At 44.8% G+C, this 14963-nt stretch carries 19 protein-coding genes; 2 read left to right on the forward strand and 17 right to left on the reverse strand.

Translation table 11 applies throughout. The features are described 5' to 3' along the window. Positions 1-61: 61 nt before the first annotated feature. From IE055_RS16575 to IE055_RS16610, 8 genes are all read right to left on the reverse strand, one after another. Positions 62-427, reverse strand: coding sequence for a cupin domain-containing protein (locus IE055_RS16575; protein WP_189402802.1), 366 nt, complete (start codon positions 425-427; stop codon positions 62-64). Positions 428-482: 55 nt separating this feature from the next. Continuing rightward, positions 483-872 (reverse strand): hypothetical protein, encoded by a 390-nt coding sequence (locus tag IE055_RS16580; protein WP_189402803.1) that lies wholly within the window; start codon positions 870-872, stop codon positions 483-485. Further along, on the reverse strand, positions 865-1560 hold the full coding sequence (locus IE055_RS16585; protein ID WP_189402804.1) for an alpha/beta hydrolase: 696 nt from the start codon (positions 1558-1560) through the stop codon (positions 865-867). Before IE055_RS16585 ends, IE055_RS16580 begins: the two co-directional genes overlap by 8 nt. A gap of 19 nt (positions 1561-1579) precedes the next feature. Continuing rightward, positions 1580-1903 carry a low molecular weight protein tyrosine phosphatase family protein gene (locus IE055_RS16590; RefSeq protein ID WP_189402805.1) on the reverse strand — a complete coding sequence of 108 codons (324 nt, stop codon included), beginning with the start codon at positions 1901-1903 and terminating at the stop codon, positions 1580-1582. Between the two features lie 18 nt (positions 1904-1921). Beyond that, positions 1922-2239, reverse strand: coding sequence for an antibiotic biosynthesis monooxygenase family protein (locus IE055_RS16595; RefSeq protein WP_189402806.1), 318 nt, complete (start codon positions 2237-2239; stop codon positions 1922-1924). A gap of 37 nt (positions 2240-2276) precedes the next feature. Continuing rightward, positions 2277-2918: a LysE family translocator gene (locus IE055_RS16600; RefSeq protein WP_189402807.1), complete on the reverse strand. Its 642-nt coding sequence runs from the start codon at positions 2916-2918 to the stop codon at positions 2277-2279. A gap of 644 nt (positions 2919-3562) precedes the next feature. Further along, on the reverse strand, positions 3563-4222 hold the full coding sequence (locus IE055_RS16605) for a YoaK family protein (protein ID WP_189402808.1): 660 nt from the start codon (positions 4220-4222) through the stop codon (positions 3563-3565). Between the two features lie 182 nt (positions 4223-4404). After that, positions 4405-5055 (reverse strand): putative quinol monooxygenase, encoded by a 651-nt coding sequence (locus tag IE055_RS16610; protein ID WP_189402809.1) that lies wholly within the window; start codon positions 5053-5055, stop codon positions 4405-4407. Positions 5056-5284: 229 nt separating this feature from the next. Here IE055_RS16610 and IE055_RS16615 point away from each other — a divergent pair, with 229 nt between their 5' ends. Then, a complete protein-coding gene (locus tag IE055_RS16615) occupies positions 5285-6280 on the forward strand; it encodes a GlxA family transcriptional regulator (protein WP_189402810.1) in 996 nt (331 codons plus the stop codon). 44 nt (positions 6281-6324) lie between these two features. Here IE055_RS16615 and IE055_RS16620 read toward each other — a convergent pair whose 3' ends face one another. From IE055_RS16620 to IE055_RS17905, 8 genes are all read right to left on the reverse strand, one after another. Continuing rightward, entirely contained in the window at positions 6325-7101 is a 777-nt protein-coding gene (locus IE055_RS16620; protein WP_189402811.1) for a hypothetical protein, read from the reverse strand. 35 nt (positions 7102-7136) lie between these two features. Then, positions 7137-7313 (reverse strand): hypothetical protein, encoded by a 177-nt coding sequence (locus tag IE055_RS16625; protein ID WP_189402812.1) that lies wholly within the window; start codon positions 7311-7313, stop codon positions 7137-7139. A gap of 180 nt (positions 7314-7493) precedes the next feature. Then, complete coding sequence (locus IE055_RS16630; RefSeq protein ID WP_189402813.1) at positions 7494-8459, reverse strand: hypothetical protein; 966 nt, start codon at positions 8457-8459, stop codon at positions 7494-7496. Between the two features lie 733 nt (positions 8460-9192). Beyond that, positions 9193-9648, reverse strand: a complete 456-nt coding sequence (locus IE055_RS16635; RefSeq protein WP_189402814.1) for a methyltransferase family protein — start codon at positions 9646-9648, stop codon at positions 9193-9195. 111 nt (positions 9649-9759) lie between these two features. Further along, positions 9760-10158: an MAPEG family protein gene (locus IE055_RS16640; RefSeq protein ID WP_189402815.1), complete on the reverse strand. Its 399-nt coding sequence runs from the start codon at positions 10156-10158 to the stop codon at positions 9760-9762. Positions 10159-10268: 110 nt separating this feature from the next. Further along, positions 10269-10730: a hypothetical protein gene (locus IE055_RS16645; protein ID WP_189402816.1), complete on the reverse strand. Its 462-nt coding sequence runs from the start codon at positions 10728-10730 to the stop codon at positions 10269-10271. A gap of 82 nt (positions 10731-10812) precedes the next feature. Next, complete coding sequence (locus IE055_RS17900) at positions 10813-11538, reverse strand: GIY-YIG nuclease family protein (RefSeq protein ID WP_229794341.1); 726 nt, start codon at positions 11536-11538, stop codon at positions 10813-10815. Then, positions 11505-12497 (reverse strand): DUF723 domain-containing protein, encoded by a 993-nt coding sequence (locus IE055_RS17905; RefSeq protein WP_229794339.1) that lies wholly within the window; start codon positions 12495-12497, stop codon positions 11505-11507. Before IE055_RS17905 ends, IE055_RS17900 begins: the two co-directional genes overlap by 34 nt. An 812-nt stretch (positions 12498-13309) precedes the next feature. Here IE055_RS17905 and IE055_RS16655 point away from each other — a divergent pair. Further along, positions 13310-13663: an IS110 family transposase gene (locus IE055_RS16655; protein WP_189402817.1), complete on the forward strand. Its 354-nt coding sequence runs from the start codon at positions 13310-13312 to the stop codon at positions 13661-13663. Between the two features lie 242 nt (positions 13664-13905). Here IE055_RS16655 and IE055_RS16660 read toward each other — a convergent pair whose 3' ends face one another. Continuing rightward, entirely contained in the window at positions 13906-14526 is a 621-nt protein-coding gene (locus IE055_RS16660) for a CPBP family intramembrane glutamic endopeptidase (protein WP_189402818.1), read from the reverse strand. Positions 14527-14963: the final 437 nt, after the last annotated feature.

The following is a 14963-nucleotide window of genomic DNA, read 5'->3' on the forward strand; positions in this document are numbered from 1 at the left end:
TCGAGATTCCTAGCCTGGAAATGATTGCTGCTGAATACTCAAGCCCCGTAGGTTAAATGACTTACACCCAAACATCACTTTCCGCCGTTAGCTCACCGCCGGCATCCCCGGTGTTGACCACGCCGCGCGTTTCCACAAACATAATCTGGCATTCCTCTTCCGCGTAGGGTTTATGCTCGACGCCTTTTGGCACCACGAACATTTCCCCCTGCTGGAGTTCGACGCTGCCATCTCTAAAATCGATTCGCATTGCACCGTCGATCACGATAAAAACTTCGTCAGTTTCTTGATGATCGTGCCAAACAAATTCGCCTTTGATTTTAGCGAGTTTAAACTGATAGTTGTTCATCTCCGCCACCACGCGTGGTGACCAGTGCTCTGAGAACTTAGCAAATTTTTCAGCTAGATTAATTGCGTTTCTTTGCATTCCTATCCCTCTTCATCGCCAGTACAACTGGATTCAAAATAGCTTAATTTCAGCATTACGCTTTCGATGCCCCCATAAATCCGACAGTGTACCCAGCTTCTCTCAACGCTTTAGTAGCGCGACTATTAATGCTTAATAGCACCAGAATATTGATCAGTGGCACAAACAACAGCACAAAAAGAATGATCTTGACCACAATATGACTTTGCCGCGCAGCCAACACTTTATACAAACCAACCAGCGACATAATTAGCGACACCAGCACCGGCAGTACGGCCAAGGGGCCAATGTATAAACGAAGTCCAGCGGAGACAAAATACAACAACACGGCATAGATCACGAGCTTCTGACCCGTCGCCATTTTCTCCATACGTTCATCGGTCGTCCGATTTTGAGGCGCACTTACGTCGGATTTCGGGGTTGCGTATGGGTTGGGTTCAGTCATTGATTGTGTCTCCATCTTGTGAGTTGTTTACATTGCGAGCATCACGCTTAATCCAGCTCTTAACTGGGGCGGTCCACTCGGGTAAGGGTTGATAAAACGCAGCGTGCTCTTTGCCAGTGTCGATCACCCGTTCAGAAAACTGGGTCACACCGGGACTACGGTCGACGAGAGCTTGGCACGACCCCACCAAATCGTCGGATGCTTCACGCACCGAATATACCGCACCATGCAGCTTAAGTTCAGAATTGCTATCTAGATACTTACCGCACCCGGCTAAAATCACGAAGTTTATGTCGTCTCGAGTCAACTGGTTAGAAACCAGGATCGTAATTGCACCGCCGCGTGAAAACCCGACTAAGGTGATTTTGCTCGGCGTGACGCCGGCACTCAATAGCGCATTTACATCCGACGCCAGCTTGCCAGCAAACACGTCTGGGTCCGTGTCTTTGGTGCGATGATAAGCGATCAAATGGTAATCAGAATCTGAGAGTCCAAGCACGACTTTAGGAAAGTCATACACGCCCCAGCGGGGATGTTCCGGCCTTGGATTGTCGCCCTCCACAATAAACCCATGCGAATAAAAGACGTAGCTTGCATTGGGATCAATACGCTCTGGAAAGATGGAATAGATTTCACCAGCACCACACACTGTAGTCCAAAGCGAAGCCACCAATAGATAAAAACGCATTAACATACAACCTTGTGTCTTAAAGCGGCACGTATTTAGGAACCTTAGATTTTAAAACTCTAATCAGCACCGGGTCCATAAACTCATAATTATCTGGTATCGCCAACACCGCGAGTTTTTTACCGTGCAATAAGTCTTTAAACTTATTGGTAATTTTACTTTTATGCGACTTTTCCATCACCAGAATCGCGTCTGCCCATTCGATTAAGTCCCCTGACACCGTGGTTTCTGCGTCGTGATTGGTGCCCGCACTGATGGCATTCACATTAGGGTATTCGGAGAATACGGCTTCCGCTGTTGGGCTGCGCAACCGGTTCTCGCTGCAAATAAATAGTAAGTTCATCATATTCAACTTTGATGGCTACATGCCGTAATCACGCTCGACCTTACAAATCCGGGTTTTAAACGTTGAATACCATTTCTCATGCCCCAACTTCTGTGCCTTAAGATGCTCGGCGTTCGCTTTCCAGAGTTTAATCGACTCTAGATCCGCCCAATACGACACAGTGATACCGACATCATCACGCGCTGACTCAATACCCAGAAACCCAGGTTGTTGCGCAGCCAACTCGACCATTTTATCCGCCATCTCGGCATACCCATGATCGCCATCAGTACGATGCGACGTAAAAACCACCGCGTAGTATGGCGGCGCTGGGGTCTCTGCAATATGTGACATACTCACTCCTCCAATCTTCGATCAAACCAGCCAAACTTCAGCCAAGGTCGGTGGTCGCGACTCTTACGCCTAAACCAATTAAGAGGCCACCGATCACTTTTTCGATTGCGCTTTTCCAATCATGGAATCGTTTTAACAACGCAGGTTGGCTCAAAAATATCGACACACAACTAAACCACACCAAGTGACACAGTGAAATAATGCCACCGTAAATCATCTGTACCCAAATTGGTGTGTGTGGATTCACGACTTGGGTAAAAATACTCAGAAAGAAAATAGTCGTCTTGGGGTTAAGTGCGTTGGTGATAAACCCAATCTTAAACGCGGCTAAGTTCGACAAGGCTGCATGATCAGCTTCGAGTTCAACCTCAAGGGTCGAGCTCGATCTAAACGTCTTCCACCCGATGTATATCAGGTAAGCCGCACCAAGATATTTTAGTAACGAGAATAAAACGATGGATTGCGAGATTATCAACGCTAAGCCTGCGATCGAATAGGCCACATGTATCCAAATAGCCAAACTGATTCCCAAAGATGAATACAACCCTGAAGTCCGACCAAAGAACACACTATTGCGTGTGACCATCACAAAGTCAGCGCCAGGGCTGATTGCCATAAACACAGCGACAATACTGACTGAAATCAGCTCTGGCAGAAAAGGCGAAATCTCAAAACTCATTCTGACTCCAAAAAAGGTAAGTTTTAGCAGTAAGTTTGGTGCGGCGAATCCAGCGCATGCAATAGTGCGTGATTAGGAATAATCTAATCAGTGAACGTCATTATTCACCGCAATGAAGTCGTATTGATCCGATATGACGGATTTGCTCGCACGTGAGCTGTTGCAATTCGATAATATCAGACTCTGAAAACAACTCTATCTGATCCTCACTACTCTTTACGCTAACACGATTCTTATCAAACAGATCGGGTAGTTTCTCCAGCGTTAACGCCACGTGACTTTTTTCAAGATTGACCTCCATTCGAAGCAAATTATTTGCTTACAAACCAGACCAACAGCGCCTTAACGCTCTCACTCTTCGATAACACATCTGTTAACGCCTTCACCGCCGCTACGAATGAATCATGAAACCCCGAATAAATGCTCGTTTCAACCAAACGTAGTTTTCGGTAGATAGACAATGTGGTCGAACTCTCCTTCTATATTTCAGGGTCACACAAATAATCAATATCGAAGTACTTTTCTAGATTGAGCGTCTTTCGTTCCCTAGTAAGGAATGCCTCAGCATCCGCTAAGGGTTTCCTGCGCTCGGAAGTCAGTCTCAATAATTTTGCTTCAAATTCCAACGACTTTATCAGTTATATCTAACCACGCTTACTCGTATAAAACCGATACAGCGTCGCCGTTAAGAAGCACACGCAAGCGGGCATTAGTAATGCTTTAAAATCATACATGGCGTACATTACCGCACCAGCCGTGCCGCCCAAAATGAAGCCAATGATGATAAAAAGGAACAATTTCGCTTTACGTTTATCCAATGGCTCGCGCCTAAAAACGCCGCCCAGCATTATTCCCAGATCGGTAAAGATGCCGGTAATGTGTGTGGTTCGAATGATCGCGCCACTGTAGGTTGTTGCCATCGCATTTTGCAACCCGCAGGCGGCGGAAGCAAAAAAATGTCCATAGAAAGAGCCAGAGATTAATAGCCCGGCAGAAATAAATAATAACACCGACTCAAAAAACAAAGCGGTATCGTAATGTCGGCCAAGCTTGAGCGTTGCGCCGTGCAACAGGAATCCTGAAATCGATGCGCCAAGTAGGAATGACAATAACACGCCCAACAAATGCAAACTATGTTGCGCCGTGGAATTCAGAAAGCCGGTACCGAGCAAGGTCGCGGTACCGGACATATGTGACACGGATTGATGCTCAAATCCAAGCAATCCTACGGCATTCACATAACCAGCAATCAAGGACAACACAAACGCGCCAAACTCAACCCATCGCGGTAACTGTGAGATCAATTAAGCGTGCTCCTGTTCAAGTTAACATCAATCATCTACCGTTATTCTAGCCGCTAACTCCATCGCCAACCACGAATCAGCGACTGACTTAGGCCGCGGAAGTATCGTAGTCACCCATATTAACAAATTAATCGACTTGCTCGATATACGATATTCAATCGAGCAAGTTGGATCGAAGCCGGTTATCTCGCAGCTTGCGCAATGACATCAAAATTATGGATATTGCTCAGCACGCCGTTTTCCCAACCACCCGCAATCAATACCTCTGCATTGGCGTGTAGCGCACCGGCCACTTTTCCAGCGAAGTGAGCATCTCGGCCGCGCTCATCCACAAAGGTATCAAATATTGCGAAGGTAGTTTCATTTAACTTAAGTGCAGTCCACAACAAGGTTTCCGGTTCAGTTTGGTCGATGATCTGGGCAGCGCCTGTCAACAACTTCTCGAGCGCTTGCTCTTTGCCCGCTTGCGCAGTCAGCACGATATACGTCGCCTTAGTCGCCCGTGTATCATCTGACGCTGGGACCTTAAACGACAATACCGACGGATTAACGATGTTGGCGACAATGCCAGTATCCCAGCCGTCGAGGACCAATGTGCCAGCGTTCTGATTTAGTGCGGCTGCGACCTGTCCGGCAAAATGCGCATCCCGACCTCGAGCGTTGGGAAAGAAATCGAAGATACCGAAACTCCCGTCGTCCTTCTGTAATGCATACCAATACAGTGTGTCGGGCTCGGTTTGCGCAACGAGCTTGGCACCGTCGATGAGAAACTGGGCAAGGCTTTGTTCCTGCCCTTGACTGGCCTTAAATGGAATATAGCTGGCTTCTTTCATGACAATCTCCGAAGGTGTGATATTAGTTTGAGATAGAGCAGCATTGGCAAAAGTGAATGTCCCTACGAATAGGCATGCGCAGATGCTGTAACTTGTTTTAAAAAATTTCATTTCTCGACCTGATTTAATTGAAGAGAATCCATTCTATGTGCAGACACGACTTGACCATGAGTGACAAAAATGACTATATACGTGCAATATCTGCCAATATCTCGCTGCGACCTGCGTTATGAACACAATCGTCATTCTCTGCTTAAACAATGCACTCCCATCAGGTTTGATGGGCATAAACGATTTGCTCGCTTTAAGCGGCCTCCACTTCGTGCAACAAGGTACGCGTCGCACACCCAACCAGTCCACATGGGAGCCTAAGGTAATCCTAGCTAATCAGGATGGTGACTCTGTTATTGACGGTCACGGGCGATCCTTTAGCGTTGATTCTGACCTCGATGCCATACGTCAGTGTGATGCGGTGCTGGTACCGGGATTTATTCCAAGTGCAGAAGGGTGTCCGCCATCGGCAATTACGGATTCGTTCACGCAGTCCTGGTTGGCGGCGCGTTACAAACAAGGCGCATTGATTTGCGGGTCCTGCAGTGGCGTGTTTGCTCTGGGCGAGGCGGGCATACTCAACAATAAACGTTGCACCACAACCTGGTGGTTACACGACGAGTTAAAACAGCGTTTCCCTAACGCCAATGCGGTTTGGGCAAGTGCTCTGGTTAATGACGCTAGAGTAGTTACTGCCGGTGGACCACTCTCCTGGGTGGACATCACCTTGCACATCGTGGAGAAACTCGCTGGCGCGGAGACCGCCAAAATCACTGCCGACTTTGCGGTCGTCGACACCGCACCGAAATCACAAGCCCTGTATGTACCAGAAGGATATCAAACTTCCAGGAATACATTTTTATCCAATGCAGAATACGCAATTCGTAAAGCACACTACAAACCCATGAGTGCGGGCGATTTGGCAAGCATCATGTCGGTGTCTGAACGAACGCTCAATCGCAAACTCAAAGAACTCACTGGCCAAACGCCAAAGTCCTTCATCGACGGAATACGCATACGGCACGCCTGCACGCTATTGATCACAAGCAAACAATCCGTAAAGGAAATCGCCTATTCATTAGGCTACTCTGATGACAGTGTTTTTCGCAGGCTATTTAAGCGCGAGATGAAAATGACACCATCGAACTATCAATCTCTAAAACGGGTTTCTTAACTCAATGACCCGCTTAGTTGCCAATACCCGGCGTTAGCATGCCCTCAAACTCCTATTTTTTTAAACTCTGAAATTTGTCTATAGAGTTTGGTGTCCCAAGTATTCGCAGCATCAAAATACGCGACGAACTCTGCCGAAGGTTTTTGTTTTGGGTACTTTAGCCTAAGGTAACTCAGCTTGAGTTTGCCTCTAATCAATAGTTTTGCAAGATTGCTGAAACTGGTAGACGTTCGATTACTGTGTACACTCTTGTGACTCCAGGATAACGAATGGCTTAATTCATCTAAGCCATCTTCAAGCCGACTACACACATCAAACTTAGTTAAAAGAGACGCAGCGATCTCGAATTCTGCAGCGCTTATTTTGATCGAACAATCTTTAATATCTGCCAAAACTCTGCAGTAGTAATTCGATGCCGTGAACGCTCGATTCCGAGTCGCTTCATAGTCGTATAAAGTTCGTGCCGCGGTATACCCATTGTGCAAGTCGTAATAAAAATTGGACACATACCTTTCCAGAGGCGCGCGGATGCAAGTCACTAAAACAACTCGGTTATCAGAGGCAAGATATTCGATATCGGGTGCCCCCCACTCGGTTGCCACAAACGTCACGCCTTTCTGCTCGCATAAATCAACGAAACTGGCCAATTCTTGATTCGAATATTCCCACAACTCAAGTTCGTTGCCACTATCGTCAAGCGGGTTCCCATTATTATGATTCGGCCAGAACTGTTCGCCATTCATCTTGGCCAACTCCACGATTGACGAACCGGCAGCCTTATGAAAATGTTGAAACCAAACCAGTCTATATGCAGTCGACATATCTGTAATAACCCCAGGAGACTAACGCCCCGCCTTTACCCGATGGTATTTTCGAGATGGCGCAAATGAATCCAAACAACCACCCAGAATAGTAAAAATAGCCCTATAAAGTAGCACATTGCCCCGCCCGAACCATGCGGTATAAGTACATGCTGATAGCCGTTCAACACATCGACTTTTATGGCACTGCCTGGTGCTGGTGTATTGCTCATAATAGTTTTCTATGTCGCAAAACCTAGCTCAATGTCAGTATGCCAACAAAGTCGACCAGATAACACCTCAGTGCCGACCCGAAATGACCATACGATTCGTCTCCCCATCTTGCTTTCAAATCATGTCCCCAATGGATCGGTCGCTATAGTGAACGCAATCGACATCAGGATAGTAACACGCTATTTTTCGCTGCGATTTTTATACAAGCCGAGTATTGTTCGCATGAAATCGCCGCCTAAAAAGCGGGACGCAGGGACCGCATAAAAATTGATGGCGGAGTTAATCCGATAGCTCGCGTGAATAGTGAGTTCAGTCTTATTTGTCGTGATTGGCGTCAGTGTGAATTCAGTATCGTGTAAGTCGAAGTATTTACCGCCGATGGCCACGTGGTCATCCATGGAACCTTTCGGAAACGAATTCTCATTGAACACGTATTGCCACTTAATACGTTGATACGGTTCACGTTCCAGCACGATTGCTTCAAAGTTAACGCCTTTCTCCCAAATCGAATATCGAATTTCAGCGCCGTCTGTGTGTCGGTTAATGCCTTCAAGCGGTTTCGGCACGCCAATTAAATGACTCAAGCTAACTGGCAATTCATCCGGTTTGATCTCTTTCGCTGAGACGATTTCATTCCAGATTCGCTCCGCACTTGCCTCAACAACGACCGACTCAGTGAGCTGCATTTGGTGCTCGGTTAACGGTATGCTGCCCTCAGCAAACAGGATCACGAATGGCAACAACGTCACCGATAGTAAGGGCTTGGTGTTGCGTCGACGAATATAAAGACACCCTCCCATCATTAGTCCGCCCAGACTGGCAAGAAACAAAAACAACGGAGACATGATGGCAATACAAATCGCGCCTTCCAGCAACGCGATTGCCGTACCAAGTAGCAGCAACAAGGTTGTAACCCATGGCAACACAATCATTCGCGTGACTTTCATCGCTTGGTCGCGATGCCCATATATTGTCAGCGCACCTGCTATTAACGGCGTGCCTATCAAGAACGCAGCCGACATCGGCCCTTCAACTGATGACGGGATTACATCAAAAATGAACCGTAAGAAGACACCGTAAATAGCGCCTCCGACAAACCAAGGCCATTTGAGTTTAAGTGATTGCTTTTTATCGTTGTTTGACATGACCTTTAAATAGCCTGTTGGTGTTTTCTTACGTAAGAGAAGCGGGCAATCGTCTAAGCGGATGTCCATACGTGCTGGTTGGTGGTACTTCTTATATAAACTTTAATGCGTGAGCATCGTTAGTAAGAAAAAAACTGACACGACTCCGACTGAAAGCGCCGAATGGTAGCTGTTGTTCTGGTTAATTTTTTATGACGTCTTTCGTGTTTTTCAGTCAAACATAGAGTCTGACATGAGTGCTAACGCGACACCTATCACCAAAATTCCACCCAAAATAGAGAAACCCAAAGGAAGATTGTAATACCAACAAACAACTGCGCCACCCCCAGTCCCAACAGCGAAGGCTATTACAAATTTTAAGATTGCACTTAAACCTACTTTTAAAAGTTCTTTAAAAAAATCGAGCACATTGCGCCTATTATCTAATTATCTTGATAGCGATTTAAAACAAACATGATGCCTTTTCATAAGACGTGATCTACGATCACATTTGTAGACACGCTTCCTACGCACAGCTTCTCATAGTTCACGAGGGATTGGTACCGCAACGGTGATGACCCTCTCATCAGAATTTAGCCAGTAAACTCCGAATAACAACGATGGCCAAAACAGCCGCAAACAATAATGCTCTCAAATATCCGAACGCTTCAATCACGGTAAAGCTAACGTTTTTGCAAGTGGCGCAGCGTAGCGACATCCCGCTGAACCACAGGCGTCGCCCTTTTTGGGTTTGTTAGGCTAGGCCAAGCCACCGCGGGGTTTGCTTACAGTATCGTCTGTATTCATCTCCGAATTTTTTAAGCATCTCTTTTTCCTCATATCTTATATACCAGCGATCAGTAATAAACCAAAAAATCGCCACCAAGAGGAATGAAGAAAGTGCAGCTTGATACAGAAAAGCGGCACCCAAAAGCGCTAAAACAAAACCAAGGTACATAGGATTTCTCGAATACTTAAATAGACCCGACGTTACGATCTTCGTGGGCACTCCGAAAGTCATGATATTAGCTTTTTCCTTCTTGAATAATCGGCTGTGATAAATTGATACCCCAAGCCCCATACACAAAAAGACAGCGCCAATCAAATTGTATGGTAATTGTATTGTGTGTGGTGAACCCAGCGCCCAACATACAACGGCCATTCCAATCAGAAAAATCAAAAACATTATCGGTGGTAGTAGCTTCTTCACTTGAGCCTCCTTTTCGTTGGTTGTATAGATTTTGAGCCTGAACGCCAAAGTAAATGGTGGAGCACCGCGACGTCTAGCTCTCGCTTTTCGTGGTCGAGCTTAACGGTCTTGTTATATTTGTGATAGAACTGCAAACCAAAGCAAGACCAAGAATACTAAAGAAATAGCAAAAACTGCTGACCGCGCGAGATAGTAATTTACTGTGATATGAACAAAACTATGAGCATACCTAGCCGTTACAAACCCCCACGCACTGATAAGTGCCAGGTTACTTTCTATGCCCTTAGAGAGAGCCAATATGATAGCTGCGTAAAAAATTGGAGGAACTTGAAAAAGATTGTTTAGATTATTACATGCTTTAAGAACATATTTTGGTGGTGGATTTCCTTCAAACAATTGATAGTGCTCAAAGGTAACGTGGCCAGTTTTAACCGAGCTTAAACGTGCTACGAAAGCAACACCAAACATTATCAAAACTAATGCCAGCATTGCTGCAAGTGGATAAATCATTTCTTTTTCAACCTCTATAACTTAAATAAATTCATAACGCCGTGAACACGGGCGCGTGAAACGCGTCCCGCGCAGTGAGTGAAACGAACGAAGTGCACTTGGCAAACTTGCTAGGCATAATTCTCTTCAATCATTCTTCTTAGTTCTTTGTTCCCAGGCTCTTCACCCCATTCTTGCAATAGGTACCTATTGCAAGAATCCCAATCATTTTGGACTGCCTTAAATTCAAATTTTTCTCCCTGATAAGTTGCCACTCCATTAAATTTAATAATAATTTTTTCTATAGTTTTTAACGCTAAAGTTTGATCTGAACTAGGTCGGGTTGCTAGTAAATAAGAAACCTCTATTTCATCAAAGTCATCTTGTGCGTCAACCTCAAGACCGTTTCTCCTTAACTGCAAATACAGTAACGATTGGCTTTGCCAGTTTTCATACTCTTTAGCTTCAAAAGAATAAACATCATAGTGCAATGTCATGCCCAATTCTTTTAGCATGCGATTTGCAGCACCTGAAGATATAACTTCAGGCAACTCTATATTTATAGTCTTTGACTCATGCAACTCACCCCACATGCGACATCCTATGTTTGCCTAACGCCTAAAATCACCCGACCGAAAAACGCACAGCGGTTTTTGGGTCGGGTGGATTTTTTTGTTAGGCATTTTCTCTACTCTTTCTTTTGAATTTACCCGTCTTCTTCATATATTCAGCATTGATTTTACTTGCTTCACTTTTCGTCATCCAAACGCAGTTATCAGGAAAAAAGCCCTTTTCTTTATCAAGCCTTGAAAAAGCTATCTTTGGATCAATTGGTTCTCCAACATCTCTATAGAAATTTTCAAACTGCCTCCACTGCTCATAGATAGATATTTCAGGAATATATTCCCTAGATTTCTTGTTTAGCACTCCGTGTAAAATCCTACTCCACACTTTATATGTTCTGGTTTTTACGAGGCTTTCTCCCGGTTTTGCGGGTGTCTTTACATCTATTCGTCCTTTTAATATTCTTCTTTTTGCGGCTGCTATTGAAATTTTTCTTGTCTCGGCGACATACTCAGCAGCTTTACCAGCACTTTCAAATCTAATGCCGCCGATAACTGTGGATTTCTTATTTGAGCCTCCACTAACACCACCAGTTGATATGTTGTACCCATTGGGTATCAGTGTATTCAGCTTTTTAATCCACTTCCTCTCTTTGGCTTCTAAATCTTTCTTTGTGGTTCCTTTATCAATCTCTTCAACAGAAAACTGATCAGCACCGTACTCCCTGATGGCAGCATGCAAAGACTCTTTACTTTTTATGTGCCCGGCCTTGGCTTGCTCGATATGATATTCCCATCTACGCTCTAATGTTTGTACCGTAAGTCCGACATACTCAATTGTGTTGGTATGTTTTTTATCAAATAAATTATTCCATCGGCATAACCAGGGTTTGGAATTCTTTCGAAGGCCTCTTCTGGTGAAATACCATCTTCAATCCATCGAGAAATTGTTGCGCTACTAGCAGGTGGTTTTAATTGCCTAACTGCCTCTTCAATATTTGGGTAAACTTCATTGAAAACTTTGATTTTATTTATTGCTCTTCCGTTGCGGATATAATCTTTATTAAAGATTTGCTCTTCAGACATACCCGCTTGTCGCCGCTTTAAAGCACGATAATAGTCAACACCTATTTCTTTGCACTGTCTCTTAAATGTTTGCTCTTTCTTTTTTTCGATTGAACAGTCAGGGCATTGAGTTCCTTTTAGATGATTGCTGGGTGATTGATAAAACTCGCCATGAATACTGCATATTATTTTTCCGGGCTTACTGCTGCTCTCATAAAAATATTCACTATAGTCATATGTATTCCCGTGCACTTTTTTCGCTTTTTCGATAAAAGCATCATTTAGATCCAATTGACTCGTAAACTTTCCAACTTGACTACCACCGCCACTTAAGATGTTCGAACGGCATTTTGGACAGCCAGCATGTCCTTGCATGTGATTTCGTGGTTCTTGCAGAAACACTTCATCATGCTCTAAACATCTAATTTTAGTTTTCTCGCCAAATGGTGGCATTTCTTCAAAGAGAGAATAATCATATCTACTCCCAAATTTATCGCGTGACCTTTTAACAAATTCCTTCTTACTTGTTCTCTGTGAGTCAAAATAGCATTTACTACACCCTACGCCGGTCTTGTGATGGCCCGGTGCTATCTGGAATTCACCGTGTACAGGGCATATGACTTTTACTTTAGTAGTTGAGTTTATGTATACAACTTCAGAATAATCGTAATAGTCTCCGTGAGCGTCAAAAAACTCGGCAATTATTTCAGAATGAGTTTTCCTCTTCGGCACTTTTCCTCAACCTTTACTGCCTAACGCCAATAACATGGGCGGATGCGTAGCAGACGTCCGAGCGCTGAAGGCGTTTTTGTGTTTATTCTTGCTATATGTTTTTCTCATTTCTATCTATGCAAGTATTATTTTTACAGATGGGAATGGGTACTGTTTTACGCCCACTTATGCATTCCCATAAAGATCTTTGATTTTCAATTTTATATGCACGGTCCAAAATTATTTTTTCTTTAAGAATTTTTACGTTCTCTTTACCTATTTTAGTTGAGTAGATTATATGCCGATGGTAATCGCCAATGTTACTTACACAACCATCGTATCCAGAAAGAATAGTTTTGCATTGATAGTCAAAATCACAATTGGAGGCCTTTTCGAATTCATCCAAGGAATACGAACTCATATCTATAACAGACCTACTGTGCGAACAGCCCGATAAAATTACGCCTATAATAACTGCTAGTAATTTGGACATATAACGCTTTGCTAAGGGGCGTGCGAAACAAAGTGTAGCACGTCCCGCGGAGGTTGCGTTTTTTGCATCCGGAGTGTACTTGAGCAACTTGTATGGTTGATTCCGACACATAAATATCCTTTCTCCATGTTCGTCTTACGGGTAAATTGAGACCCACCTTCGGTAACGGCCGAAGGCCATTGTTAGTAGCTCGATTTGCGACGGGTTCTAAAAACCGATAACAAGAAGGAGCGCTAGCAATCTCTCAAGTTTAACTTCGAATAGTCTTTTGGGATGTGGCCCTGGTGGCGTCGCGGTGCGCAGCACTCAAGCCCGTATAACAAGCAAGAGGTAGCTTAGCATGAACCAAACTGAAATCAATGTCGGCATCGACACTTCCAAAGATCGACTGGACATCGCCATCCGACCTACTGGCGACTTTTTCTCAGTCGATAACAACCCGCATGGCATCAAAATCGCCATCGAACGCATTGCGCTCGTTCAGCCAGATCGTATCCTGATTGAGGCGACAGGGCGACTCGAACTGCCCTTCGCCTGTGCCGCTTTCAAGTCTGGGTTACCCATCGTTATCTGCAATGCATGGCACGTCCACAGCTCTGCTAAAGCCACCGGGCAACTTGCCAAGACCGACAAGCTCGATGCTTTCATCATCGCTCATCTTGATTGTACTTCTATTTTTTTGAACCAATCGTAGATCTCTTTTTCAATTTCTTGCTCATGTTCATCAAGAGATCCATTTTCAAGAAATATGTCCTTTGCTACGATAAACCCAATAACGCCGGAACTCATGACCTTTTCAATCGGCTACTAATGCGCTGGGCAGCACCAACTCGAGTATCAACAGCAGAGAGACCGAAGTACTTCAAAACGATCAAGCTTGTACGTCTTCAGCTGGCGTCGCCCATACCCTCTCAGTGCTATCAAAACGCTAACGAATTAAATAACACGATCATCGGGCTCGGTACGTTCCTTTAGATACCCCAGTTTATTTAACACCGCGGATTTAATTAAGCCTGGCTCGATCAACCCGGTGACGAGTGTATGGGCAATAATACAGATCGCTAGATTCCTGCCGCTTACTATGTATATCACCGCCAAGCCACAACCAAGAAAAAACGTATAAAACGTTGCGTTAACTGCAGCCGACACGGCCTTCCCGCCCCATACTAAATGGGCCACACCAAAGGCGACTCCTGAAACAACTATCTGCGTAAACGTGCCTGCGCCCAACTCATGCAGGTAATCCATCAAGATTTTTCGAAATAAAATTTCCTCAAAAAAGCCAGAGACCAATGCCCCGAACAGAGCCAAGCACTTAAGCGGATCCAACTTAAACATGTGCTCGCGCACGTTCGAGATTCCAGCTGCGCCCCAAACATAACCAACAACCAATAATGCGGCCAACCCCCAAGACAACAATCCGATACTTGATAACGCGCCGAAACCCATGGAATCGAAGAAGTTATCGGAAGTAAAAAACCAGTACAGTAGAATTGCACCCTGGACTAAAATAATAGACGAAATAATCTTACCGGTTTGTTTATCAGCAGGTTGCATTTTGCCCTCTCGTGGAACACATTTTTATCACGCTGAGCACGTTGAAAACGCGTCCTGTATCGCGAATGAACAGGCCGAAGTGTACTTACCAAACTAATGGTATGTCAAAGTGAGCCAAAGCCACGTAGAGCACACCGACAGTGTTCTACTTTACCTCTAAGTACACTTTCCTTCTGAATACTCCAGACACAAGGCAACGTTCATTGAAAGCAATCGATCAAAGTATGGAGTAGCTAACATAGCTACAACCTGCTGTCTTTCTACGATACAGATTCTTATAAACATCGAGAGTCGGCGTTGCACCGATCACTCACGACAGCGGAAAACCCAAGAATGTAGCACTAATAGCCTATGCCAGAAAGCAGCGGATTGGTAAGGCCTGAGTTTCCTAGACACTTTCCTGCTTCAAAAAATATCGCTCTTCGTACACCGTCGGC

It is taken from the genome of Arenicella chitinivorans, assembly GCF_014651515.1.
Classification (GTDB): Bacteria; Pseudomonadota; Gammaproteobacteria; order Arenicellales; family Arenicellaceae; genus Arenicella; species Arenicella chitinivorans.

What these genes read in the sequence shown, in the direction of transcription:
- IE055_RS16575 (WP_189402802.1), bottom strand. Translation starts at nt 427, where the DNA reads ATGCAAAGAAACGCAATTAATCTAGCTGAAAAATTTGCTAAGTTCTCA.
- IE055_RS16580 (WP_189402803.1), bottom strand. Translation starts at nt 872, where the DNA reads ATGACTGAACCCAACCCATACGCAACCCCGAAATCCGACGTAAGTGCG.
- IE055_RS16585 (WP_189402804.1), bottom strand. Translation starts at nt 1,560, where the DNA reads ATGCGTTTTTATCTATTGGTGGCTTCGCTTTGGACTACAGTGTGTGGT.
- IE055_RS16590 (WP_189402805.1), bottom strand. Translation starts at nt 1,903, where the DNA reads ATGAACTTACTATTTATTTGCAGCGAGAACCGGTTGCGCAGCCCAACA.
- IE055_RS16595 (WP_189402806.1), bottom strand. Translation starts at nt 2,239, where the DNA reads ATGTCACATATTGCAGAGACCCCAGCGCCGCCATACTACGCGGTGGTT.
- IE055_RS16600 (WP_189402807.1), bottom strand. Translation starts at nt 2,918, where the DNA reads ATGAGTTTTGAGATTTCGCCTTTTCTGCCAGAGCTGATTTCAGTCAGT.
- IE055_RS16610 (WP_189402809.1), bottom strand. Translation starts at nt 5,055, where the DNA reads ATGAAAGAAGCCAGCTATATTCCATTTAAGGCCAGTCAAGGGCAGGAA.
- IE055_RS16615 (WP_189402810.1), top strand. Translation starts at nt 5,285, where the DNA reads ATGAACACAATCGTCATTCTCTGCTTAAACAATGCACTCCCATCAGGT.
- IE055_RS16620 (WP_189402811.1), bottom strand. Translation starts at nt 7,101, where the DNA reads ATGTCGACTGCATATAGACTGGTTTGGTTTCAACATTTTCATAAGGCT.
- IE055_RS16625 (WP_189402812.1), bottom strand. Translation starts at nt 7,313, where the DNA reads ATGAGCAATACACCAGCACCAGGCAGTGCCATAAAAGTCGATGTGTTG.
- IE055_RS16630 (WP_189402813.1), bottom strand. Translation starts at nt 8,459, where the DNA reads ATGTCAAACAACGATAAAAAGCAATCACTTAAACTCAAATGGCCTTGG.
- IE055_RS16640 (WP_189402815.1), bottom strand. Translation starts at nt 10,158, where the DNA reads ATGATTTATCCACTTGCAGCAATGCTGGCATTAGTTTTGATAATGTTT.
- IE055_RS16645 (WP_189402816.1), bottom strand. Translation starts at nt 10,730, where the DNA reads ATGTGGGGTGAGTTGCATGAGTCAAAGACTATAAATATAGAGTTGCCT.
- IE055_RS16655 (WP_189402817.1), top strand. Translation starts at nt 13,310, where the DNA reads ATGAACCAAACTGAAATCAATGTCGGCATCGACACTTCCAAAGATCGA.
- IE055_RS16660 (WP_189402818.1), bottom strand. Translation starts at nt 14,526, where the DNA reads ATGCAACCTGCTGATAAACAAACCGGTAAGATTATTTCGTCTATTATT.